Raw genomic sequence first — 21,251 nt, 5'->3', positions numbered from 1 at the left:
ATTGTCAGCCGTTTCGGCCCAGATCACCGAGCCGATGGCGTGTTTCGTTTGCAGGTCCTGATTTGTGAGCGAAGGAGCGTTTGCGGTGTTTGCGAAAAGTTCGCGTCTTCTCCTACCGATTATCGTGCCCGCGGTACTCATCGGCACCCTCTTCGGCGTGCGCGCTCCGGCGCACGCCGACCATGCCCGTCCGGACGGGAGCGTGCCTCCGGCCGGTGCCAATGATTGGACCTGCCGCCCGTCGGCGGCGCATCCACAACCCGTTGTCCTGGTTCACGGCACCTGGGGGAATCAGAACTCATGGGATGTGCTCGCACCACAGCTGAAAGCGCAGGGCTACTGCGTATTTTCGTTGAGTTACGGGCGCGCGATCTCCAGCATGCGAGGTGCGCAACCCGGCGTCTACGGCACCGCGGATATGCGCAACTCGGCCAGGGAAATCGCGGGATTCATCGACGAGGTGCGTGCGGCCACCGGTGCGTCGAAGGTGGATATCGTCGCGCATTCCCAGGGCGGTCCGCTGGTTCGGCAGTTCATGCGCTTCGAGGGCGGCACGAATCAACGGGATCCGGCGGAGAACAAGGTGGACCATCTGGTCACCATCGCGGCGACCAATCACGGCACCACCGCGGAAGGGCTCGGCTATCTGCTGCCGACCGGAAGTGCACAGGCGCCGATCCTCGGCCTGATCGCGAGATATCTGGGTACGGCCGCGTCGCAGCAACTGATCGATAGTGAATTCCTGCGCAGCCTCAATGCCGGGGGCGACACCGAGCCCGGAATCAAGTACACGGTTATCGCCAGCCATCTCGATCGGGTCGTCACCCCGCCCGAGGCCACCTTCCTCACCGCCGGCTTCGGGGCCACCGTCGACAATGTCTGGGTGCAGGACCTGTGCCCGGACGATGAGTTCGACCACGGTGCGCTGCCGGAATCCCCGACCGTCGGCTATGTCGTGCAAAAAGCACTCGATCCGTCCTATCGCGGACTCCCCTGCCAGGGCTGACCTGCGAACCGACGCAGTTGGGTTAACGCTGTTATCGTCGATAGCGCCCATGGTGCTCCGGTGGTGGGACCGTGCGCCGCACCGTCCCCGCGAGAAATGAACATCCGTGAAATACGTTCCGCGTATCGTCCTGTTTCTGGCGATTCCCGCCCTGCTTTTTCTGGTGCCATGGTGGACCTTGATCGGCGCCACTACCGAAGGGTCGCTGTTCTGGCTCGGCTCGGCGGTTTTCCTGGCCGGTTTCGTATGCCTGCCCGCATCGATGTTTCTCGGCCATGGACCGCGGCAGCATGATGGCGCGTCCATTGTCGGCGACACATTGCTCGGCCTGATGTGGGTGGTTTTCAGCTGGTCGGTGATCGGCAATATCGTCGGGCTCGGATTGGCCGTCGGGGGTGTGGACGATCCGGCGCGGTCCAGGATCGTGGCCGCCGGGGTATTCGTGATCGCCGCCGCGCTGTCGGTCTCGGGTGTGATCGAGGCGCGCCGGGTGCCTCGGGTTCGCACCCTCGATGTCGCAATCCGCGGGCTCGGACCCGCACTCGACGGGCTGCGCATGGTTGTCATCACCGATACCCACTACGCCGCGCTGAATCGGTTGCGCTGGTCGGAGCAGGTCGTCGACGTGGTGAACGCCCAGCAGCCCGATATCGCTTGCCATGCGGGCGATCTCGCCGACGGTTCGGTCGAGAAGCGGCATCGGCAGGTCGATCCGCTCGGCAAGATCGAGGCTCCGCTCGGCCGGTTCTACATCACCGGCAATCACGAATACTTCGGCGACGCACCGGGCTGGATCGAGCATATGACCTCGATCGGCTGGCAGCCGCTGCGCAACCAACACGAGACGATCACCCGCGGCGACGACCGGCTGGTGCTGGCGGGCATCGACGACCCGACCGGCGTCAGCGTGCCCGGTCACGGGCCCGACCTCCGGGCCGCCCTCGCAGGCGCGGACCCGGACGCACCGGTCGTCCTGCTCGCCCACCAACCGAGGCAAGTTACCGAAGCCGCGGCGGCGGGGGTCGCGCTGCAGATCTCCGGCCACACTCACGGCGGTCAGATCTGGCCGTTCCACTACCTGGTCCGCCTCGAACAACCCGTGGTCGCCGGTCTCAGCCGCCACGGCGATAACACCCAGCTCTACACCAGCCGTGGCACCGGGTTCTGGGGCCCGCAATTCCGCGTCTTCGCGCCCAGCGAAATCACCGTCCTCGTCTTGCGCAGCGTCTGAACGAGAGTTGCCCCGATACGGGTATAGCTTCGCGTTGTGAACGCTATCTGGCACGCGCTATCACTGGCCGGGTCGATGACCTGGGAGATCCTCTGGGCTCTAGTTCTCGGCTTCGCGCTGTCGGCCATCGTGCAGGCGGTGGTGCGCAAGTCGACCATTCTGCGGCTGATGGGCGACGATCGGCCACGCACCCTCGCCATCGCGGCCGGGCTCGGCGCGGCCTCATCATCGTGCTCATATGCGGCCGTGGCGCTGGCGCGTTCGCTGTTCCGCAAGGGCGCGAACTTCACCGCCGCGATGGCATTCGAAATCGGATCAACCAATCTCGTCATCGAACTCGGCGTCATTCTGGCGCTGCTGATGGGCTGGCAGTTCACCGCGGCCGAATTCGTCGGCGGGCCGATCATGATCGTGCTGCTCGCGGTGCTCTTCCGATTGTTCGTGCGGGCCGAGCTCGTCGAGCGGGCCCGGCGCCAAGCCGACCGCGGACTCGCCGGATCGATGGAGGGCCATGCCGCCATGGATATGGCGGTCGCCGCCGAAGGCTCGTTCCTACGCAGGCTGCTGTCGCGGCCTGGACTTACCGCCGTCTCGCATGTGTTCGTGATGGAATGGGCCGCGATTCTGCGTGATCTCGTCATCGGTCTGCTGATCGCGGGCGCGATCGGCGCGTGGGTGCCGGAGACCTTCTGGCAGAATTTCTTCCTCACCGATCATCCACTGCTGTCGGCCATTTGGGGACCGATCGTCGGCCCGCTGGTGGCGATCCTGTCCTTCGTCTGCTCGATCGGCAATGTGCCGCTGGCCGCGGTGCTGTGGAACGGCGGCATCAGCTTCGGCGGCGTCATCGCTTTCATCTACGCCGACCTGCTGATCCTCCCGATCCTCAATATCTACCGCAAGTATTACGGCCCCCGCATGACCCTCATCCTGCTCGGCACGTTCTACACCGCTATGGTCGGAGCCGGATATCTCGTCGAAATACCCTTCGGCACAACAAATCTCATACCCGCAGAACGCAAAGCCATGGTGATGGCGGAAGGCATCCGCTGGAACTACACCAGCTGGCTCAATATCGCCTTCCTCATCCTCGCCGCCCTGTTGGTCACCATCTTCGTGCGCACCGGCGGAATCCCGATGCTGCGCATGATGGGCGGCTCCCCCGACACCGAGCACGGTCACATGACGTAGCGCCGCCAGGCCTGTTCGAGTTGAGCGGCCATATCGATGGTCGGGTCGATCAGCCAGCGGGCCTGCAGGCCGTCGGCGAGGGCGAAGAACATGGTTGCGGCGCTGTCGGTGTCGATATCGGCTGGGAGGGTGCCTGCCGTCTGCATCTGCCGAAGCGCGTGGGAGAAGGCTTGGGTACCCAGGCGATAGCGCTGGCACATGTAGTCGTGGGCCGGATGGGTCGGGTCGGAGGCCGCGGCCTGCATGTGGGTGAACAGCTCGATCAGTCCGGGGACCTCAGTGTTGCGGCGGACCACCTCGATGAATGCCTCGGGTGCGGAGCCACGGAATGCGGAGGCGTCGGATTCGTCGCGCTTGCGCAGCACGGCGATGAAAAGTTCCTCCTTCGAACCGAAGTAGTGCAGTAGCCCGCCCTGGCTCAGCCCGACCGCATCGGCCAGCTCGGCAATGGAGGTGGCCGAGTAGCCACGCTCGGCGATCGTGCGGAGCGCGGCATCGAGGATCTGCTCCCGTCGTTCTATACCCTTGCCGTACGGACCCCGTTTCGCCATCGGGTCAGTGTAGGCACGAGCCGATGGTGGTCTTGTCAGCAAAAACCGAGCGCTGTACGGTTTTTGCAGTCCTCGACGACAAGGAGCACCACCCGATGCGACTCCGCGCCCTCTGTGTGGCCGTTTTGGCCGCGGCACTCCTGCCGAGTTCACCGGCCTTCGCGCGGCCGGAGCCGCCCGCACGGGTCGCGCCGCTCGGCCCGGATTTCCTCTGGGGTGTCGCGGCGTCGGGCTATCAGTCCGAAGGCCATGCGCCGGACAGCAATTGGAGCCGGTACGTCGCGGCGGGCAAAACCGATGACCCGTACCGGGATTCGGTCGACTTCTACAGTCGCTACGCCTCCGATATCGATCTGGCCGCGGGCTTGGGGGTGCGGGTGTACCGGATCAGCGTCGAATGGGCGCGGGTGCAGCCGCAGCCGGGAGTGTGGTCGGAGGAGGGATTGCGCTTCTACGACAGGGTGATCGGGAAGATCGAGGCGGCCGGTATGCGGCCGATGATCACCCTGGATCACTGGGTGTTCCCCGGGTGGGAGGTCGACCGTGGTGGCTGGCACAACCCCGATATGGTCTCGGACTGGCTCGCCAATGCGCGCACGGTCGTCGACCGCTACGCCGCGGACGACCCGCTGTGGGTCACCTTCAACGAACCCACCTTCTACGGCCTGAACGAATTGCGTCACGGCGGACTCCAGGTCGCCGATCTACCTGGCATGCAGGACCGACTCGCCCAGGCGCACAACGCCATCTACGACCACATCCACCAGGTGCAGCCCGGTGCGATGGTCACCAGCAATGTGGCCTACATCCCGGCGGCCGAGGATGTGGTCAACAAGCCGTTCATCGATAAGATCGCCGCGAAACTCGACTACGTCGGCATCGATTACTACTACGGCATATCCCCCGACACCGTGACGGCGCAACTCGACAACCTGACCGCGCTCTGGAACAACCCGCTGCAGCCCGAGGGCATCTACTATGCGCTGCAACACTATTCACGCCAGTTCCCCGGCAAACCGCTCTACATCGTCGAGAACGGCATGCCCACCGAGAACGGCAAGCCCCGCGCCGACGGCTACACCCGCGGCGACGATCTCCGCGACACCGTCTACTGGATCCAGCGCGCCGAGGCCGACGGCATGAATGTGCTGGGCTACAACTACTGGAGCCTCACCGACAACTACGAATGGGGTAGCTACACACCGCGTTTCGGCCTCTACACCGTGGATGTGCTGACCGATCCGACGCTGACCCGCAAGCCCACCGACGCGGTGCCCGCCTACACCGCGATCACCCGCGACGGCGGTGTGCCCGGCGACTACCGTCCGACTCGGGCACCCCAGCCCTGCTCACTGGTCGACGCGGCGGCCAGCTGCACCGACCCGGTCACTGTTCCGCGCTGAAGGCGCTCGGGAAACGACTCTTCAGCAGGGCCGCGGTGACCGCGCTGTAGGCGCGACTGGCCTCCACCGGACGCAGGGTCGGGTAGTTCGACCGATGGGTGACGATCACGCCGTTCGGCAGGGTTACGGTGCGATCCGGGACGGTGGCGATGCAGTTCCCGCCGGATTTGCCGACGAGGTCGACGATCACCGTCCCTGGGCGGAGTGTGTCGAGCGCCGTGGCGTCCAGCAGCAGTGGGCCGCGGGAACCACGGTGCACGGCGGCGCAGACGATGAGGGCGGGCGGGTCGGCGGCGAGATGACCGAGAAGCCCATCCGGATCGGGCAGAAATGCCTTGGCGCCGTGCCGGATTGCCACGGATTCTTGTTCCCTGTGGTTGCCGACCACGGTTGGCTCGTCGCCCTGGGCGGCCGCGGCGGCGATCGCGGAGAGTCCGGCCTGTCCGCAGCCGAGGATCAAGGCGCGCACGGGCCCCTCGGTCGACAGGAGTTGTCGCGCTTGCTCGTAGGCGACCTCGCCCGCTATCCGGCTCATCGCGGAGAGCGCGTCGATATCGGGACGCGAGTGCGGAACGGTTTCATAGCCGACTGATTCGATGCCGCGTGCGCGCAGTGCCGCGATCACGTCGTGGCGATGCAGCGGATCCTGGAATCCGATGAGAGTCGTACCTGGCCGTACCGAATCCAATTGGTACGCGGGAGGTTTCACCCACACCACCACATCGGAGCGCGCGAAGATCTCCGCACGCTCGCCCAACTGCGCCCCGGCCGCTGCATAGTCCGCGTCGTCGTACCCGATGGACCGGCCAGCATCGTGCTCCACGACGATCCGCACGTCCGCGAGCCCGCGCACATCCTCCGGTATCAGCGCGACGCGCCGCTCCTCAGCAGCCGTCTCCCGCAGCACGCCGATAATCATTGTGCCGCAACAGGTTCGATGACGGGCAGACCGCGCTCGGCCAGCACCTTGGGATAGGTCAGCCCATTCCGGATCGCATACAGAAGCTGTTCGAGCCGGTCGAACAATTCATCGACCAGATCCGCCGACTCCTGCCCCGGCGCCTTGCGCGGCGCGAGCACATTGAATCGGACACCGAGTCGCTCGGATCCGGTCCGATCCAGCGCGACAGTATCGATCCCGGCACCGGCGAGCAGCAGATCCGCTATCTCCGCACTGGTTTCGACGCCCGCCCGGTCGAGGATCGCATCGTCGAAGACCACGCTGAGGAACATACCCTGCCGACTGCCCAGCGGCCGAACGACTTTCGCGCCGAACCGAGCATTGATCGCATCGATGTGGCGATGCGCGCGATCCAGCTGGTCGAGCATCCGTATCCGGTTCTTCGCGAAGTAACTCTCAGGTGTGTGCTCGACAATCGCCCGCGCCAGATGCGTCGACTCACGCTGGAACGAAATGGTGAGCCGCTCGCGAATTCTGGCCAGCCAATCGGCGTCGCCCGAGCAGGCCGCGCCCAACTTGCACGGCCCGAAGGCGTTGTAGCCCTTGGAGTTTCCGGTAATGGTGAGCACCTGGTCGTACAGCCGACGGACGCCGTCGTCGGTCGCGATCTGCACTGCGGCGATCGGAATGTGCTGCTCCACCATGCAATCGAAGGCCATATCGCAGATGACCGGCACCCCACTGGCAACAAGCACCCGGCCGATCGCCAGCAGCTCCTCGGCCGAATAGTCGGTGAATACCGGATTTCCGGGCAGGGTGAGCAGCACCCCGCACAGTTCGTCACGTTCGGCGAAGTAGTCCAGGCAGGATGCCAGCAGGTCCGGGTCGATCTTGAAGGAGTCGTCCGGGGCGACCGGGCACGCCTGCATCCGCAGACCGTACTTCTCCACGTGAATGCCCGAACTCTTGTACAGGCCTTCCGGATATACGATCACACCACCGGGGCGGGCGAGCGTCGCGACCGCCTCCTCGAGCAGCATGGTGCTCGAATACGGACAGACGATGACCTCCTCCGGCGACACCCGGACTCCAGGCACCCCGTCGACCGGCACCGCCAATCGCCCGAACAGCTTGTGCGCTGCCAACTCTCGCAATACCAGCGGCTGGCGCTTGTGATACAGCGTGCCATCGGCGTATTCGTCCGGCGGTTGGGTGTGCATCAGTTCGCGCCATGCCAGATCCAGTGCGGACACGGCACTTTCGGCCAGCGGCAGACCGGTCTCGCCGTGGTAGGCGTCCAGCACATCCGAATACGTCCGGTCGCCCGGTCCCGCGAACTGCGGCCGCGCACCCAGATGCCGACGCACTTCCCGCTTGCGCTCCTCGGAGCGATTGGTGCGGGCGGCCAGGCTGGGTGCCGGTGTCCACCAAGGCAGCCGATCGATATCAGCCTGCCGAGTCACGACACCTCACCTTCGAAGGACGGCTCTCCCGGCGCGGTCATCTCGCGCCAACTCTGTTGCAGCGCCGCACGGAACAGAGCGCGACAATCGCCCTCGGTGAGGCGTTCATAACCGGCCAGCGCCGGTGACGCGACGATATCGTTCACGACAATGCCGGAACCGGCGACCCTGAGCTCATAGAGGCGCTCGAACCGGCGCACCGCGAATGCGACATCGTGCTTCAAGGCCGAGAACCGGGTCGCCACGCGCGCCTGCCGGGAATAGTCGTATTCACCGACAGCGACGTACTTTTCGTCCACGATGAGCATGCTCTGCGCATTGCGCGCGTGCTCGCGCTTGACCAGTACGCTCTCCACGCCGGAACGCGCCTGTTTCCACAGTTTGTCGTCATAGGGCCACACATCCTCGATCGTGTCGAGGACATACATTCGTCTCACATCGATTCGGGGCGGATGGGTGGTATCGGCCAGGCGCAGGATCGCGGCGTGATAGTCGTCGCCGACATCGCCGCCGATGGTGCCCAGGTCGGCGGTGTGGATCGCGCGGACCGACGCCTTGGCCTGCTCGAGGATGATCAACCAGTCGCTGACGGTATTCCATTCCCAGACGGTCGCGCTGCGCGAGGGGATCTGCGCCAGGATTTCCTCGGCCCGCTCCAGCTGTCGATCCGCGATCATGCGCAGCGGTTCGATCTCCTCGCGCGCGGAGGTCGCATCGATCAGGCTGCCCGCGATGCCGAGCGCCCGCTCGACGAGTTCAGGGTCCTTGCCGAGCAGAACATTGAAGCGCATGCGCAGATCGTGATACGCGCCGCTCGCGAGATCGTCTGCGATACCGTCGGTCCTGGGCAATTCCTGGCCGAGCGCCAAGCTGAGCCGTTCGCGCAGCGGTAGCGGTGGCACCCGAGTTCCGTTCTCGATCTGCTGGATCAGGCTGCGCGAACAACCTGCCTTGGCCGCGAGTGCGGCCTGGGTGAACCCGCGTTCGGTGCGGAGCCGACGGACCAGATCCCCGACCTGCTCACCGTCCGGCCCTGAGCCAGCCATTCCGCGCCTCCGTCCCTGCGCTCGGATTTCAATGCTCACGATGTGTCATCCGACGACATCATAGCCACGTTACGTCGCAAATCGGCGATAGCAATGTTGGAAGTTTTCTGGCCGATCGCTGGAATCCGCACCGGCGGGCGGATATTGCGCGAAGCGGCACCGATACCCCCGACGTTGATCGCGCGCCGTTCCACTCAAAGGTGCCCATTTGGAACATATTTCAGATATATTAGTCCAAACTTGATTGACTATAAGCAATATTGATTGAAAAGTATCATCAGATAGCTTCTATGCTTAGTTGACATCCAGAAGTGGCGATCCATAGCATTGTTGTCAGCGTCACATCTGATCCGGCGATCGCTTTCCGGGACAGATGGTTTCGACCGACCAAGGGAGGGGTCATGACACTGAGGCTGACCGGCTGGTTGATCACCAGCGACATCACCCCCGAAACCGCCCGCTACACCGGCCGCGGCTGGGTCCTGAGCTGGCTGCCCGGCCGAATGCTGACACGCGAGCAGGCCATGACCGGCATGGTGCTCGATGAGACCCTGAGCGATCCGGATCCCGAAGACTACGTGCTCGCCATGGAAATCGCCGCCATCCGGGCCGCCGACCTCGGCCTCGAATTGGCCAAGGCGGTCGTGCTGCTGCACGCCCGCATCGTCGAACGAGACCGACGCCAGACCGACGCCAACTGCCGCATCGCGGTACCGACCACACCGGCCGCGTAACGGCAGTTGGCGCCGCGGAGGGGTCGGCGCCACCTGACGTCGCGCCGAAACAGGGTCCGGCGAGCAGCACTCGCCGGGCCCTGTTTTACTTCTCTGGCCGCCGAAAACGCTTGGCGGAGCGCGGCTTTCGCGCAGTACGCTCGATTCGCGGATCGTCGGCGACATCGTAGCGCCGCACATAGAGGCCAGTGGTGACCCTCGCCGGAATGACCAGCAGCGCACCGACCGCGCCGAACAGCGCGCCACCGGCCAGCACCGCAAGCAGTGCCACGGCCGGATTCACATCGACCGTGCGCGCGGTAATGCGCGGCTGCAGGATGTAGTCCTGGAACTGCTGATACATCAAGCGAAGTTCGGGTTACGACCCGCCGCTGAGCCCGGCGCGCTCCGGCACCGTACCGAATGTCTGCTTGAAGTCGGGGCACTCGACCAGCGGCCGGTGGGTGCAGGTGGCGGCGTGGCGGAGGCTGTCACGCATGCGGGTGAGCCGGGCGATGTCCTCGTCCAGCTGCCGCGCCTTCTCCACCATATGGCGACGAAGTTCGGTATCCGCTGGCGTGGCCACGAGGAATCGCGCGATCTGCGCAAGTGTGAAACCCGCTGCGCGAGCACAGGATACGAGCGCCAGGCGGTCGAGCACGTCGGAACGGTAGGTGCGCCGCAGACCGTTGCGCCCGTCGGATTCGATGAGCCCGCGCTTCTCGTAGTACCGCAGCGCCGATGGCGCCAATCCGGACCGCGCGGCCACCTCCGCGATATCGAGCATCATCACCCCTTGACTTGAAGCATGGTTCAAGTCAGACGATAGGCCGATGAGCGAAACAAGACAAGAGCTGCATCCTCAGGTTCAGGCGTATCTGGACCGTCTCGCCCGCGCCGATTTCGGCTCGGTGCACACCTTTACCCCCGAGCAGGCGCGCGAGGGATGGCGGAGGCAGATCGCCCTACTCGGCGAACCGGAGCCCATTGCCGATGTCGATAACCGCAACATCCGGGGCATAGGCGGGCTCCGGATCTATACCCCGGATGGCGAGGGTCCCTTTCCGGCATTGGTGTTCTTCCACGGCGGCGGCTTCATGCTCGGCGATCTGGACACTCATGACGGACTGTGCCGCAGTCTGGCCAACGGTGCCGAATGCGTCGTGGTGTCCGTCGACTATCCGCTGTCCCCGGAACACAAGTTTCCGGCAGCACCCGACGCTTGCTACCGCGCGACACAGTGGGTCGCCGAGCATGCGGCGAGCATCGGTGTCGATGGCACTCGCATCGCCGTCGGCGGCGACAGCGCGGGCGGTAATCTGGCGGCCGTTGTCGCCCGGATGGCACGCGACAACGGCGGACCAGCGCTGAGCTTCCAACTGCTGATCTATCCCGATCTCGATTTCCGCAGAACGAATTTCAGCATCACCGAATTCGCGGGCAAGTACGGAAATATCAGCCGCGCGGCCCAGCACTGGTTCATGGACGGCTATCTGAACAATGCCGAGGAGAAGCTCGACCCACGGGTTTCCCCACTGCTGGCCCCCGATCTCGCCGGACTACCTCCGGCGCTGATTATCACCGCCGAATACGACGCGCTGCGCGACGAGGGCGAAAAGTACGGCCAGCGACTCGAAGAGGCAGGGGTACCGGTCAGCGTCACCCGCTATCCGGGAATGATCCACGAATTCGTCCGGCATCCCTTCGACGACAGCGTCCGAGCCCGACTCGATGCCGCTACGGCGTTGCGAAAGGCATTCGCGCGGTAGTGAATTGCGTCAGCTGGTGGCGTCGGGGTTCGATGGTGCTCGCGAAACGACGATGGGCATCCGCCACGATAGGCGGACCGGATTGTCGGCCGAACGACGCAAGACCAGCCATTGGGCGACGGCCGCCATGGTCGAACCGAGCGAGCTCGCTACCGCGATGAATCCCCAGTGTGTAAGGCCAGCGGTTGTATAGCTGGCGGTACTGGTGCCCGGGATGGCCAGTTTGCCTCGACCGGTTGCCCAGTTCAGTATCTGTCCGATTTGGCCACCCAGGTCATAGGTACGACCAGTCATGGCCTTGAGTTCGGCACCTTTGCCATTGAGGTAGATCAAGCACAGGATCACGAAAAGTGCGGAACACGCCAATGAAATCATCGTCAGGCGGGCGAGGAGTTCGTTGCGAAGGCGGATATTCATCGCGATGGCGCAGAGCGCGACGATGATGGCAGAGCTGGCGAGGATGGCCCACGTGCCGGTGACCGGCGGGGTTTTGGGCGCCACTTTCGACCAGACGTTCATGGCGTTCGTGGTTATTTCGAGCCGACCGAACGCGTTGGCGGCGACCCTGCCGTCGGGCCCCTGTGCGGTGATCCACGATTGGAACAACAGTAGGAGGGTAGTGGTACTGCCGACCGCGGCCAGTATGTAGCCCCAGTGCGATTGGAGCGGCCCCAGCCGCGCGCGGAGATCGGCCAACTCCGCTGCGCGGCCTTGTGGCGGTCTCGGCGGAGCGGTCCCGCGGCGAGACGAAATGGCTCGGGAGGAGTTCTGCTCCATGAACTCAGCTTAAGTGTGGAGCAGTTACCCGATTCACCTCCAGTGGGAACGTCTTATTCGGGCTCGTCGGCCGACTGAACACTGGGACCGAGCCGCACGACACCGGCCTCGAGATCGATCTCGACGCGCGGACGGTGCGACTGACCGTCGCTGTCCTCACTTCCCTCGTCGGCCAATTTCTGCCCGGGGAACAGTTCACCCATAACGCCCATGGTTCGACGATAGTCCTGAGCCCGGATATCGGGTTCCAGCATTTCCCCCATCGCAGGCGACTGGCGACCACCGGCACCTACACTGGCCCGCATGTCTGTGCCACGGATACTCGCATTGTCCGCGTTCGCCCTGCTCACGCCGCTTGCCGCGGCGGCTTGCTCGTCCGAGGGGGCCGGGTACAAGTCCGAGTGTCAGGTGAGTGGTTGTACGGTCACGTTCACGCGTGGGGTGAACGCCAAGGCGAGTGTACTCGGAATCGATGCGGAACTCGTTGCGGTGCACGGCAATACGGTCGCGTTGAAGGTGGGCGGTCAGCAGGTCGATATTCCGGTCGGGCAGACGCAATCCGGCAACGGGTTCAGCGCGACGGTGCAGGATGTCACCGATGACAAGGTCGTGGTTCGGCTCACCACCGGCATCAATGGCAATTGACCGCGCCGCCGATGACCTTCCAGCCCGACCGAAGTAGCGCCTCCTCGACCTCGACCGGATCGACCACCTGTCGACGCGGATGGACTGACGGCGGTTTCCACCCGCCGCCTCGCCGCCGAACTCGGCGTGCGGGGACCCTCGCTGTACAACCATGTCGGCACCAAGGACGAAATCATCGATGCGGTGGTCGATTCCGTGCTCGGTGAGGTGGATACCTCGATGTTCGGCGAACTGTCGGCCGATAATCCGGACTGGCGATCGGCACTGCGCCGCTGGGCCCATTCCTATCGGAGCGCGGTCGCCGCACATCCCGATATCGTCCCGGCACTCGCAGGCGGTCTCCAGCACCGGCCCAATGCATTACGTATGGCCGATGCCGTATTCGGCGGCTTGGTCGCGGCGAATTGGCCGCGCCGGGAGGCCACCACCGTTGGCACGCTTATGCGCTATTTCCTCACTGGCTCGTCGCTCGGCTCCTTCGCCGCGGGCTTCCCCGCCGACGCCGAGGTCTATGCCGAGGAGTACCCGCACCTGAACGAGGCGCATCTACTCGCCGAGCGGCAGCAGCGGATCGATCAGCACGCATTCGAGGTCGGCCTCGAATCGCTGCTGGACGGGCTCGAGGGGCGATACCGGTTGCTGGCGCGCACTCACTAGCTCGAAGCCGGTGCGCTGGTAGGCATCCCGGGGTGTCTGTCTATCGGGTCACAACCGGCGCGTTCGTCGAGACCGTACCGGCGCGCCACCCCGCGCAATATGCCGGTCGCGAAAACACCTACGAGAGAGCAAGTTTCATCGAACTCGCCGCCTCGACAACGCATGGACCACGGCCGTTTCACAAGTTTCGTGTGCATGGGGTCACGTTGCCCCGCAGACCGCGGAGTCCTAACGTAACTTCTTGTTAACAGACGATGTCGTCTGTACCAATTCCTATTATTCGTCCCAGGAGGACATGCCCCGCAGCGTCCGCTTCCTCGAATCCGGAAGTGGCACAGCAGGTGTGGTTAGAAATGGCACACACAACGCCTTGGCAAGAAAAAAATGTTCAGCTCGGTTACTCCGAGAACGATGACGATCTCATCGGCGAGGTGACCGCACAACGCTTCGACCTACGATCCGACTGGGCCTATCTCTGTGCCCCGGGTCTGAGTCTGCTCACCTTCCTACTGCTTTTCCAGCCGTGGATTTCGGCAACCGGACCCAATGGCACGATCAGCGCCAATGCCTTCGGCCGAATCGATGGATTCACCACCGGCTCATTCCAATCCGTGGTCAGCATCAGCAGCACCTGGGCGGTCCTCACCACCCTGGCGGTCGCCGGCACGGTCGTTTCCACCGTCCTGTATTTCCGGGTCCGCAGCCGGCTGCTTTCCTACCTGGTGCTCGGCTGCGCCAGTGCGGCCGCCCTTTTCGTACTCGCGGCCTTGGCGTATCTCAACGGCAAGGTGCCGGAGCTGCGCGAAATCACCGAATCCGCAAAAAACTCCGGCATTTTCAGCTGGCTCTTCGGCGACAATTCGGCGACGAACCTGCTGGGTAGTGAGCACCGAATCGCCAGCGCCGGTCTCGATATCGGCGCGACGCTCGCCGCCATCACCGCATGCGGTGCCGCGTTGGCCGCCGGTGCCATGAGCCTGCGCAAACAAGGCGTCACAGTTCGCCTGATCTCGACCCCCGAGCCAAATGTCGCCGCAGCGGAAAGTCCGTCGGAGACTTCGGCCCAGAAGGATTCGGAAGCCAACATATTCCTCTGGGAACAACTGGCTTTCGACGATGACCTGGCCGTCTACGACCCCCAGGTCCGCCGCCGGATGGTCCGTCGAACCAAGACGGCCGATCGCCGTCCTCCGGCCCGCGAAACGGCACTCAGCAGGTAGCCGCTACGCGCGCAAGGAAAGGGCCGGGCAGCCGATAGGCGCCCGGCCCGATTGCATTGTGTTCGATTACCTCCGATGCGTGACCTATCACGGGAACGGCGAGAAGAACCCGATCGTGGCGCCGATGGCTGCGCCGATGGCGCATCCGACGATCGCGCCGACCAGGAAGAACCAGATCCCGATCAGAACGCCGATAGCGCAACCGATGGATGCGCCGACAACGATCGAAATCGGTCCCCATGCCGGCTGCACGCCGGGCATATTCTGGTAGTTGACGGCCTCAGTTGTCGGTCCGCCGACCGGCCTGAGCGTCAGTTGCGTGCTGGTGCTGTCCAGCGACGGTGTCACCGCGAGGCTCTGTCCGGCCTCGGTGCGCAGGGTCGTCGGGATGCTGCCGACTACCGCACCGTTGTCCGCTAGAACCGTGATGGCGTCGGGTGTGACGACGAATCTGCCGGAGGCCAGGCTCACCAGTGCGCTCGTGTGATCTGCTGCCAGACTCGTTGTGTAGGCGACCGGGCCATCCGTACCTGTGAGGCTGACATCGGCCAGCATCCCCTCACCATGTGCGGTGGCAGTGGCTATGGAGGTCGCCGCGACGGCCATAAAGGCGGTCGCTATCAATTTCTTGACGAACATTGGACTTCCAATCATTTTCCGATTTCCATTGATGTTCCCCGACGAAACGGTACCGGATAGCTATAATCATGCTCCGCCGATTTGATTGATGTCGATAACTTGTTTCCGGGATCGGAGTCGGTTTTCTCCCCCTAGGGATAGGCGAATCGGAGGCCGATCGAATGACATCGAGTTGTCCATCCCATTTCGTCGAGCGCCTCGTCGGACTACGCAAGGCGTCTGGGCACGCCGGGAAATAGATCGCCGATCAGCGCGAAATTCGGGTACCGGACTACTCGGTACTTCCGTGCTCGATGGGCCCACACTCATTGCGTGTCCACCGGAAAGAACATCGTCATCTGTCTCGACGGAACAGGCAATCAGGTACGCGCCAGCGGCTGTACGAATGTGGTTCGCCTGTTCGAGATGCTGGATCTGAGCGATGCCACGAAACAGATCGCCTACTACGACCCGGGCGTCGGTACGTTCAGCGCTCAGGGCGCATGGACACCACCGGCACGATGGTTGTCCCGCGTTTCGGGACTGGCGGTCGGCAGCGGACTGCGTTCGAATCTCGCCGAGGCCTACTCCTATCTGATAGAGCACTGGCAGCCAGGCGACCGAGTGCTCATATTCGGATTCAGTCGCGGCGCGTATACCGCGCGAGCGCTGGCCGGACTACTGCACGAGCCGGGCCTCTTGCGTCCGGGCAGTGAGAATCTCGTCCAGTACGTCGTCAGCGCCTACACCCGCAAGACCACGAACTGGCCGGAGCTTCGCCGATACGCCCGCACCTTCTGCTCGAAGTCCACCGACGGCGATTTCTCGATTCCCATCGAATTCCTCGGCGTATGGGACACGGTCAAGGCGGCCGGGCTGCTGCGCTGGGAACTGAAATGGCCCTTCACCAGGCAGGTGCCCAATGTGCTGAGGGCACACCATGCCGTTTCGATCGATGAGAAGCGCCGTCCATATGCGGAATATCTGGTCACCCCGAAGGGCAACCGGCCGATTCTCACCGAGGCCTGGTTCGCCGGTGTCCACTCCGACGTCGGCGGGACCTTCGAGGACGACCCGAAGCTGGCCGAAATCGCGCTCAAGTGGATCACCGACGGTGCGCTCGAGGCCGGATTGCTGCTGCGCGCCGGGGCCTACCTGGATACCTGCGCGATAAGCCCCGCACATGCGAACGGCAGCGTGCACCGGATGGGCCGGATCTGGGCGCTGCTCACCTACCGCCGACGGAAGGTTCCTGCAGGTGCTCGGGTACACGCGAGCGTGCGATCACGGTGCGCGAGCGACACGGCGTATGGAAAACGAATCCCCCGAGATGTCATGTGGGAGGACGAGCAATGGACGAAACTGCGAATTTAACGATCCACTCGAGCGGAATCTGTCCACCGGCCCGGCGCAGGCTGCGGACCTTCGCATTCGATCCGATGTCGACGCGGCTGTCCGGCCAGTTCCTCACCCTCGATATCCCGTTCGAACACATCCGGGGACCGGGCCCCGACGGCGCGCTCGTACAGGTGGTCGACTTCGACGCCAGCCGTGACGCCTGGTACGAGCCGGTAGACCTGGACGATCCATATGTATTGGCGCAGGACGGAATTCGTCCGTCCGAAAGTGATCCGCGTGCGCACCAACAGGTCGTCTACGCGGTCGCGATGAGCGTCATCGAGCGGTTCGAACGGTTCATGGGACGTCGATTCCGGTGGCACCGCGACCAGATCCTGCGTCTGGTCCCGCACGCCTTCGAGGGGCAGAACGCCTATTTCGATCCGCGTCGCCGCGCCTTGCTATTCGGCTATTACCAAGCCGATGCCGAGAATCCGGGCGCGAACCTCCCCGGACAGGTCATCTTCACCTGCCTGTCGAGCGACATCATCGCGCACGAGGTGACGCATGCGATCGTGCATCGAATCCGGCGGCTGTACAACGAATGCACCAACCGAGATGTCTTCGCGTGGCACGAGGCCGTCGCCGACTTGATCGCGCTGTTCCAGCATTTCGCCCACCGCGACGTGGTCCTCAACGCGATCGCGACTACGTCGGGAGAACTCGAGAAGAGCGCCGGACTACTGGATTTGGCCAGGGAGTTCGGTGAATCCACCGGACGCGGTGCGGCATTGCGTTCGGCGATAAAGGACCGCAGCCGCACGCCCGAACGATTTCGCGCGGCACAGGAGCCACACGAACGCGGTGCGTGCTTCGTCGCGGCGGTATTCGACGCGTACTTGGACGCCTACCAGAACTCGATCGCGGACCTGCTGCGGATCGCCAGCGGCGGCACCGGAGTGCTGCCGCCGGGTCGCCTGCATCCGGATCTGGTATCTCGGATCGCGGACGAGGCGGTCAAGACCGCGGACCGGATGCTCGGGATGGTCGTGCGGAGTTTCGACTACCTTCCAGTGCTGGACGTCGATTTCGGCGATGTCGTGCGGGCGATCGTCACCGCGGATCGCGGACTTTATCCGGAGGACAGGCAACACCTGCGCAGCACGCTCGTCGAGGCGCTGCGGCGGCGCGGCATCTGGCCGATAAGCGTCACCTCGCTGACCGATGAAGCGCTGGTCTGGCAGCGGCCGGACACCCGGCTCAACCTCGGCGACGGCGATCACCCGGTCGATTTGTCCCGGGTCATCCTGTCCGCATCGAAGGATCTCGATCCGATCGGTATTCCGGGCGAATTGCGTACCCCCGCCGTACTCGACGGCAACGGCACCTCCGGTCGGGACGAATCCCCGACCAGGCGTTCGGTTTTCGAACAGGTGGCCCAAGAGCTGATCGGGTGGGCCTGTGCCAATGCCGCCCGAATCGGGCTGGATCCGAACTTCAAAATCAGCTGCGATGGTATCCACGTCTCGTACCGGATGGCGGGTGATCGGCTGCCGCGACCCGAATTGGCCATTCAGCTGCTGCAGCGTCGCGCGGATCTCGAAGATGCGGGAGAGGCCAAACAACAACCGGTGATCCGCGCCGCCACCGCGCTCGTCGTCAGCGCCGACGGGAGCGTGGACTACGTGATCGCCAAGCCGTTGCCGTTCAGCGACGAATCGTCGGCGGCTGACGACACTGCCACCGCATTCCACCGAGCGGGCAAGCTGCGGCTGGCCGCGATGCGGGAATGGTTCGACCGACTGGAAGCCGATGACGCACTGAGCGCATGGACCGCCGAGCACGCGATCCATCGCCTGGACTTCGCGGCGATCCACGCGCAAACAGATGAGTAGGTACGACATGTCGACGACGACAACGATTGCCGTCCGGATGTACAACGTCGGATTCGGCGACGCCTTCACCGTGACCGTGCGGCGCAAGCACGAAACCTGGCGCATGCTGGTCGACTGCGGTGTGCACAGCCAAGGCCAGGCGCGCCCCATCCGTGACTCCGTGCAGGCCATCATCGCCGACCTCACCGCGGCCGATCCACACCACCGACCGCATCTCGACATCGTGGTCGCCACCCATCACCACGCCGATCACATCGCCGGATTCGCCTGCCGGGAATGGGAGCAGGTGAGTGTGGACGAGGTATGGGTGCCATTCGTCGAGGACCCCGACGACGAGGACGCGCGCCGGATCCGCAGCGGTCAGGTCGAGGCCGCGCACGGTCTGCTGGCGCTCATCGAGCGGCGCGGCGACGGGCATCGGATGTCGGCGGCCGTCGAACAGGCGGAGGCGTTCGCGGTGAACTCACAGGGCAATGCCGCCGCGACCGATCGGTTGCTCGGCCGCAATTTCAGCGGATTCGCCGCACCCCACCGGGTGCGGTACCTGCCGAGCAAGGACGAAGCCGACAATACGATCACCGTGGATCGCGTCGGGCTCGTCGCACACATCCTCGGGCCGCCGCGCGACGCCCGATTCCTGAAGCGCATGGATCCGCCCGCGAAGCAATCGTGGCCGCTGGTACGGGCGGGCGCGTCCGCGGAGAGCGACGGCAGGCCGACACCGCTGTTCAACCGGCGCTATATCGCGCGGAATCCGCTGCCGGGCCGCCTGCTCCAAGCGAAGACGGCTCTGAAGCTGGACGAACTCGTCGACGATGACGATCGCCTGCTGCGCGCCGCCTCGATTCTGGAGAATGCGGTCAACAACACCAGCGTCTTCTTCGTTCTGGATATCGCCGGGACCCGGCTGCTATTTCCGGGAGACGCGCAGCAGGGTGCATGGGAGCACGTCCTGTCCGATCCGCGCAATGTCGATCTGGTTTCCCGTTTGGCCTTCTACAAGGTCGGCCACCACGGTTCGCACAATGCCACACCGCGGCGTTTCATCGAAACAGATTGGCAGACCGAAGGTTACGCGATGATTCCGTTCGGACTCGTCAAGCGCTGGGCCAAGACCATACCGAAGAAATCACTGGTGGATGCGCTGGTGAGTCACGATCACACCGTCATCAGAGCAGACGAGGCACCCGATGTCGTCCCCGGCGAGATCGCCGTGAACGGTGACCTGTGGACCGAGGTAACGCTCACGGCCTGATCCCGACAGCGCGGATCTAGCCACCGCGCAGCCAGCGTTCCTTCAACATCCAGTGGTTGGCCCACCAGGCGCGGATGACTTCGGGGTCGACGTTCAGCGGGGGCGGCGGGGACTCACCGGGGAAGAGCCAGTTGCCGTCCGGCGCACCGACTGTGGTCGAAGTCGGCGATTCGGGTGTCGTGGAGCCGGAAACGGCTGGGGGCGCTATCGGGGTCGTTGTCGCCGTCGGCGGTGCGGAGCCGGGTCCGGTCGGGGCCATCGTCTCCGTTGTGGATGCGGAAGCGGTTGCGGACGGAGTGCGGCGTGCCGGTGGCCGGGTGGGTGCGATCGGCGCGATCTGTTGCGGCGTCGGTTCGACGGCAGGGGTAGTGGGCGGTGCGGATTCGATAGTGATCGGCGCGGATGGGATGGCGGCCGGGGGCGTGCTCGGCGGGGGCGATGCGGCTCGGCCGACGGCCTCGCTCGGATGGTCGTCGAGGATCTGCGCAACCGCGATGCCAAATGCACCGAGCAGCGTCGCGACGGCGGCGGCGCCCAGCAGCAGCCGCCGGTTCCGACGGCCATTGCTCGGCGCCACCACCGGTAGCTCGCGCAGCCGCTCGGCGGCGATCAGCGCCGCCCCGCGTGCCGCCGCATCGGCGAGTTCGCGATCCGCCCCGGTCAGCACAGCCAGCGCCGACCGATCCGAGACCAGCGATGACGACGCCCACTTCCCGGCCGCAAGCTGCGAGACGATCGAGCGCCGCTCGGCCACCGACCGGTACACGATGGCGACGTCCTCGACCACCGGACCCAGCTCGTCGGCGAAACCGTCCAGCAAACCGGTGATCGCGGCCCCGACCGCACCCTCGCGCAGAGGTCGCTGTTCCGAATGCACAACAATGCCCGGCACACCCTCCGCCAGCACGACCCCGCGCACCACCGCCTGCTCCACCGATACACCGACTGTGGCCATACCGAACACCTCTGATCGGAGAAAACTCTCCTGATGGATTCGAAACGGACACGTCAACCGATTGCACCGAGCTCGATCTGAATCGGAGCAGAATTCTGGTTGAACCAGCCCCTGCGGCAAGGAGACGAATCATCGGACTGCGAGACCGGTTCCGCTGTATCACCCCGCCGCCGATGAGATCGTCACCGCGATCATCGAATGGAGCGACGCGCTACTCCGAACGCTCCACCCCAAACTGATCGGCTCAGACAGCACACACCTCGCTGACCGGCGGGCGACCCAGACAGAGGATAGCTAATGTCTGGCAAGCAGACTTTAATACCCGCTCGGCGCATCCAGGTTGCAGGGGCGCGTTACGCGCCTCCTGGAGCAAGCCACGGATTTGCCAGATGCCTCTTGGATTCGGCAGTTCTCCACGCGCCGATCGTGTCAGCCGCTTAAACTATCCCCGCCGCAACGTGCGACAAGCAATCAGAGGTCGATAAGTGCTGGTAGACGTCCAGGAGGTGCGGAATGTCGGAAGCCGGTCGTCGGTACCGATCCCGTCCGATATTGATTGCGAGTATGTTGCCACTTGCGGTCCTTCTCGGCACAGGAGCAGCCAATGCGTCGCCGGA

22 protein-coding genes are annotated in these 21,251 nt (G+C 64.4%); 12 read left to right on the top strand and 10 right to left on the bottom strand.

Annotation, left to right across the window (positions count from 1 at the left end):
* The first annotated feature begins 85 nt into the window (after positions 1-85).
* The 3 genes from ACQP1T_RS06300 (at position 86) to ACQP1T_RS06290 (ending at position 3,428) form a co-directional block, all read left to right on the top strand.
* Positions 86-1,006 (top strand): esterase/lipase family protein, encoded by a 921-nt coding sequence (locus ACQP1T_RS06300; RefSeq protein WP_433758988.1) that lies wholly within the window; start codon positions 86-88, stop codon positions 1,004-1,006.
* A gap of 106 nt (positions 1,007-1,112) precedes the next feature.
* Positions 1,113-2,237 (top strand): metallophosphoesterase, encoded by a 1,125-nt coding sequence (locus ACQP1T_RS06295; RefSeq protein WP_433758987.1) that lies wholly within the window; start codon positions 1,113-1,115, stop codon positions 2,235-2,237.
* Between the two features lie 36 nt (positions 2,238-2,273).
* The gene (locus ACQP1T_RS06290; RefSeq protein WP_433758986.1) at positions 2,274-3,428 is read left to right on the top strand and encodes a permease; all 1,155 of its coding nucleotides are present in this window, start codon (positions 2,274-2,276) and stop codon (positions 3,426-3,428) included.
* On the opposite strand, the gene ACQP1T_RS06285 is transcribed toward ACQP1T_RS06290, so the two are convergent.
* Positions 3,416-3,979 carry a TetR/AcrR family transcriptional regulator gene (locus ACQP1T_RS06285; RefSeq protein ID WP_433758985.1) on the bottom strand — a complete coding sequence of 188 codons (564 nt, stop codon included), beginning with the start codon at positions 3,977-3,979 and terminating at the stop codon, positions 3,416-3,418. The genes ACQP1T_RS06290 and ACQP1T_RS06285 overlap by 13 nt on opposite strands.
* A gap of 95 nt (positions 3,980-4,074) precedes the next feature.
* Here ACQP1T_RS06285 and ACQP1T_RS06280 point away from each other — a divergent pair, with 95 nt between their 5' ends.
* Positions 4,075-5,382 (top strand): glycoside hydrolase family 1 protein, encoded by a 1,308-nt coding sequence (locus tag ACQP1T_RS06280; RefSeq protein ID WP_433758984.1) that lies wholly within the window; start codon positions 4,075-4,077, stop codon positions 5,380-5,382.
* On the opposite strand, the gene ACQP1T_RS06275 is transcribed toward ACQP1T_RS06280, so the two are convergent.
* From ACQP1T_RS06275 to ACQP1T_RS06265, 3 genes are read right to left on the bottom strand one after another with little or no spacing between them, the layout of a single operon-like run.
* On the bottom strand, positions 5,366-6,289 hold the full coding sequence (locus ACQP1T_RS06275) for a hypothetical protein (RefSeq protein ID WP_433758983.1): 924 nt from the start codon (positions 6,287-6,289) through the stop codon (positions 5,366-5,368). The two genes, ACQP1T_RS06280 and ACQP1T_RS06275, sit on opposite strands and share 17 nt — an antisense overlap.
* Before the next feature lie 8 nt (positions 6,290-6,297).
* The gene (locus tag ACQP1T_RS06270) at positions 6,298-7,746 is read right to left on the bottom strand and encodes a pyridoxal phosphate-dependent aminotransferase (RefSeq protein WP_433758982.1); all 1,449 of its coding nucleotides are present in this window, start codon (positions 7,744-7,746) and stop codon (positions 6,298-6,300) included.
* Positions 7,743-8,792, bottom strand: a complete 1,050-nt coding sequence (locus tag ACQP1T_RS06265) for a helix-turn-helix domain-containing protein (RefSeq protein WP_433758981.1) — start codon at positions 8,790-8,792, stop codon at positions 7,743-7,745. Before ACQP1T_RS06265 ends, ACQP1T_RS06270 begins: the two co-directional genes overlap by 4 nt.
* A gap of 401 nt (positions 8,793-9,193) precedes the next feature.
* On the opposite strand from ACQP1T_RS06265, the gene ACQP1T_RS06260 reads away from it, so the two are divergent.
* Entirely contained in the window at positions 9,194-9,526 is a 333-nt protein-coding gene (locus tag ACQP1T_RS06260) for a hypothetical protein (RefSeq protein WP_433758980.1), read from the top strand.
* 85 nt (positions 9,527-9,611) lie between these two features.
* On the opposite strand, the gene ACQP1T_RS06255 is transcribed toward ACQP1T_RS06260, so the two are convergent.
* Both ACQP1T_RS06255 and ACQP1T_RS06250 read right to left on the bottom strand, forming a co-directional pair.
* A complete protein-coding gene (locus ACQP1T_RS06255; protein WP_433758978.1) occupies positions 9,612-9,869 on the bottom strand; it encodes an AI-2E family transporter in 258 nt (85 codons plus the stop codon).
* 15 nt (positions 9,870-9,884) lie between these two features.
* A complete protein-coding gene (locus tag ACQP1T_RS06250) occupies positions 9,885-10,295 on the bottom strand; it encodes a MerR family transcriptional regulator (RefSeq protein WP_433762003.1) in 411 nt (136 codons plus the stop codon).
* Positions 10,296-10,338: 43 nt separating this feature from the next.
* Between ACQP1T_RS06250 and ACQP1T_RS06245 the strand changes: the two genes are divergently transcribed.
* Positions 10,339-11,274, top strand: a complete 936-nt coding sequence (locus ACQP1T_RS06245; RefSeq protein ID WP_433758977.1) for an alpha/beta hydrolase — start codon at positions 10,339-10,341, stop codon at positions 11,272-11,274.
* A gap of 9 nt (positions 11,275-11,283) precedes the next feature.
* Here ACQP1T_RS06245 and ACQP1T_RS06240 read toward each other — a convergent pair whose 3' ends face one another.
* Complete coding sequence (locus tag ACQP1T_RS06240; protein ID WP_433758976.1) at positions 11,284-11,880, bottom strand: hypothetical protein; 597 nt, start codon at positions 11,878-11,880, stop codon at positions 11,284-11,286.
* Positions 11,881-12,104: 224 nt separating this feature from the next.
* The gene (locus ACQP1T_RS06235; protein ID WP_433758975.1) at positions 12,105-12,263 is read right to left on the bottom strand and encodes a hypothetical protein; all 159 of its coding nucleotides are present in this window, start codon (positions 12,261-12,263) and stop codon (positions 12,105-12,107) included.
* Positions 12,264-12,354: 91 nt separating this feature from the next.
* Here ACQP1T_RS06235 and ACQP1T_RS06230 point away from each other — a divergent pair, with 91 nt between their 5' ends.
* The 3 genes from ACQP1T_RS06230 (at position 12,355) to ACQP1T_RS06220 (ending at position 14,573) form a co-directional block, all read left to right on the top strand.
* On the top strand, positions 12,355-12,696 hold the full coding sequence (locus tag ACQP1T_RS06230) for a hypothetical protein (protein WP_433758974.1): 342 nt from the start codon (positions 12,355-12,357) through the stop codon (positions 12,694-12,696).
* 84 nt (positions 12,697-12,780) lie between these two features.
* Positions 12,781-13,353 (top strand): TetR/AcrR family transcriptional regulator C-terminal domain-containing protein, encoded by a 573-nt coding sequence (locus tag ACQP1T_RS06225; protein ID WP_433762002.1) that lies wholly within the window; start codon positions 12,781-12,783, stop codon positions 13,351-13,353.
* A 353-nt stretch (positions 13,354-13,706) separates the two neighbouring features.
* Entirely contained in the window at positions 13,707-14,573 is an 867-nt protein-coding gene (locus ACQP1T_RS06220; protein ID WP_433758973.1) for a hypothetical protein, read from the top strand.
* Between the two features lie 87 nt (positions 14,574-14,660).
* Here ACQP1T_RS06220 and ACQP1T_RS06215 read toward each other — a convergent pair whose 3' ends face one another.
* Entirely contained in the window at positions 14,661-15,227 is a 567-nt protein-coding gene (locus tag ACQP1T_RS06215; protein WP_433758972.1) for a hypothetical protein, read from the bottom strand.
* A 297-nt stretch (positions 15,228-15,524) separates the two neighbouring features.
* Between ACQP1T_RS06215 and ACQP1T_RS06210 the strand changes: the two genes are divergently transcribed.
* From ACQP1T_RS06210 to ACQP1T_RS06200, 3 genes are read left to right on the top strand one after another with little or no spacing between them, the layout of a single operon-like run.
* A complete protein-coding gene (locus tag ACQP1T_RS06210; RefSeq protein ID WP_433758971.1) occupies positions 15,525-16,565 on the top strand; it encodes a DUF2235 domain-containing protein in 1,041 nt (346 codons plus the stop codon).
* Positions 16,544-18,424: a hypothetical protein gene (locus tag ACQP1T_RS06205; RefSeq protein WP_433758969.1), complete on the top strand. Its 1,881-nt coding sequence runs from the start codon at positions 16,544-16,546 to the stop codon at positions 18,422-18,424. Before ACQP1T_RS06210 ends, ACQP1T_RS06205 begins: the two co-directional genes overlap by 22 nt.
* Positions 18,425-18,431: 7 nt before the next feature.
* Complete coding sequence (locus ACQP1T_RS06200; RefSeq protein ID WP_433758968.1) at positions 18,432-19,679, top strand: hypothetical protein; 1,248 nt, start codon at positions 18,432-18,434, stop codon at positions 19,677-19,679.
* 16 nt (positions 19,680-19,695) lie between these two features.
* Here the strand turns inward: ACQP1T_RS06200 and ACQP1T_RS06195 are convergent, their stop codons facing one another.
* A complete protein-coding gene (locus ACQP1T_RS06195) occupies positions 19,696-20,634 on the bottom strand; it encodes a hypothetical protein (RefSeq protein ID WP_433758967.1) in 939 nt (312 codons plus the stop codon).
* Between the last annotated feature and the right edge of the window lie 617 nt (positions 20,635-21,251).

Source organism: Nocardia sp. CA-135398, from assembly GCF_050955845.1.
Lineage (GTDB): Bacteria > Actinomycetota > Actinomycetes > Mycobacteriales > Mycobacteriaceae > Nocardia.
This window is presented reverse-complemented; position numbering and strand designations above follow the sequence as displayed.

Bases quoted from the DNA above. Each gene is read 5' to 3' on its own strand.
- ACQP1T_RS06230 (WP_433758974.1), top strand. From the start codon at position 12,355: ATGTCTGTGCCACGGATACTCGCATTGTCCGCGTTCGCCCTGCTCACG.
- ACQP1T_RS06195 (WP_433758967.1), bottom strand. From the start codon at position 20,634: ATGGCCACAGTCGGTGTATCGGTGGAGCAGGCGGTGGTGCGCGGGGTC.
- ACQP1T_RS06235 (WP_433758975.1), bottom strand. From the start codon at position 12,263: ATGGGCGTTATGGGTGAACTGTTCCCCGGGCAGAAATTGGCCGACGAG.
- ACQP1T_RS06260 (WP_433758980.1), top strand. From the start codon at position 9,194: ATGACACTGAGGCTGACCGGCTGGTTGATCACCAGCGACATCACCCCC.
- ACQP1T_RS06205 (WP_433758969.1), top strand. From the start codon at position 16,544: ATGGACGAAACTGCGAATTTAACGATCCACTCGAGCGGAATCTGTCCA.
- ACQP1T_RS06215 (WP_433758972.1), bottom strand. From the start codon at position 15,227: ATGATTGGAAGTCCAATGTTCGTCAAGAAATTGATAGCGACCGCCTTT.
- ACQP1T_RS06200 (WP_433758968.1), top strand. From the start codon at position 18,432: ATGTCGACGACGACAACGATTGCCGTCCGGATGTACAACGTCGGATTC.
- ACQP1T_RS06280 (WP_433758984.1), top strand. From the start codon at position 4,075: ATGCGACTCCGCGCCCTCTGTGTGGCCGTTTTGGCCGCGGCACTCCTG.
- ACQP1T_RS06220 (WP_433758973.1), top strand. From the start codon at position 13,707: ATGGCACACACAACGCCTTGGCAAGAAAAAAATGTTCAGCTCGGTTAC.
- ACQP1T_RS06255 (WP_433758978.1), bottom strand. From the start codon at position 9,869: ATGTATCAGCAGTTCCAGGACTACATCCTGCAGCCGCGCATTACCGCG.
- ACQP1T_RS06250 (WP_433762003.1), bottom strand. From the start codon at position 10,295: ATGATGCTCGATATCGCGGAGGTGGCCGCGCGGTCCGGATTGGCGCCA.
- ACQP1T_RS06245 (WP_433758977.1), top strand. From the start codon at position 10,339: ATGAGCGAAACAAGACAAGAGCTGCATCCTCAGGTTCAGGCGTATCTG.
- ACQP1T_RS06265 (WP_433758981.1), bottom strand. From the start codon at position 8,792: ATGGCTGGCTCAGGGCCGGACGGTGAGCAGGTCGGGGATCTGGTCCGT.
- ACQP1T_RS06285 (WP_433758985.1), bottom strand. From the start codon at position 3,979: ATGGCGAAACGGGGTCCGTACGGCAAGGGTATAGAACGACGGGAGCAG.